The organism is Vibrio sp. Vb0888 (assembly GCF_033338835.1).
GTDB lineage: Bacteria > Pseudomonadota > Gammaproteobacteria > Enterobacterales > Vibrionaceae > Vibrio > Vibrio alginolyticus.
This window is the reverse complement of the sequence record NZ_JAWOTL010000297.1, coordinates 1-1,085: the sequence shown is the minus strand read 5'-3', so window position 1 is coordinate 1,085 and position 1,085 is coordinate 1. Positions and strand designations below refer to the sequence as shown.

Sequence of the window (1,085 nt, the reverse complement as noted above, 5' to 3'; positions counted from 1 at the left end):
TGCTGCAATCATCGCCTCTGCTGCAACAGCCGGCATTAAAGGAGGCGTATGCAAATGCGCGATACAATCAGGGTGTTGAGTGAAGATAGCGTTCTTAGCCACCAGCTCTGCCGCATCATCGATTACGGATTTAAGTGGCGCATTTTTGTTGTCTAGGTCAACTGCGTTGATCGCATCTTCTAACGCTTTAGGATCCATACCTGAGTATGGTGCGTTAACTTGTTCAAACACTGACTTCATTGCAGCAGTTGTGTGGTTCATTACTGATGCAAACTCAGCACTGCCTAGTTCACCGGTATGGATGAAGTGCTTTTTCCACTCTTCTTGTGGTGCAGCTTCAACGTGGCTACCGCCTGCGGCGATGATCGCTTCTTCAAGCACACGTAATGCGAAGTCAATCTGTTCGAATGAAATGATAAGTGGTGGAAGGAAGCGAATAACAGAACCTTCGCGGCCGCCTTTCTCAACCATCAAACCACGCTCAAGCGCAGCACGTTGAATCGCTAGGGTCAACTGACCGTCAGCAAGAGGTTCACCAAACTTGTTAAGCTCGCCGTTAGGATTCTTGATTTCAACGCCTAGCATCAAGCCTTTGCCACGAACTTCAGCAATACAGTTAACACGTTTTTGGATGCTTTCGAGACCAAAACGTAGGTATTGGCCCGCAACGTTCGCATGTTCAACAAGGTTGTCACGTTGGATAATTTCAAGCGCTTTAGCACCTGAAACCATTGCAAGTTGGTTACCACGGAATGTGCCCGTGTGCTCGCCTGGCTTCCACGTATCGTGTTGCTTATTGATCACAAGCAGTGACATTGGCAAGCCGCCGCCAATCGCTTTAGAAAGACACAATACATCAGGCACGATACCCGCTTCTTCGAAAGCGAAGTTGTAACCAGATTTACCCACACCACACTGAATTTCATCAAAAATCAGCAGGATACCGTGCTCATCACAAATACGACGTAGTTCGCGCAACCAGAATGCTGGAGCAGGAATTACACCGCCCTCACCTTGAACTGGCTCTACGATGATCGCAGCAGGCTTCATGATACCCGCTTCATCATCGTTCAACAAACGCTCGA

At 48.3% G+C, this 1,085-nt stretch carries 1 protein-coding gene; it reads right to left on the bottom strand.

The window, feature by feature from the left end; translation table 11 throughout:
* Positions 1-1,085 (bottom strand): aminotransferase class III-fold pyridoxal phosphate-dependent enzyme (locus R7P72_RS25760; protein ID WP_318111073.1); only part of this gene is annotated, 1,085 nt, incomplete at both ends.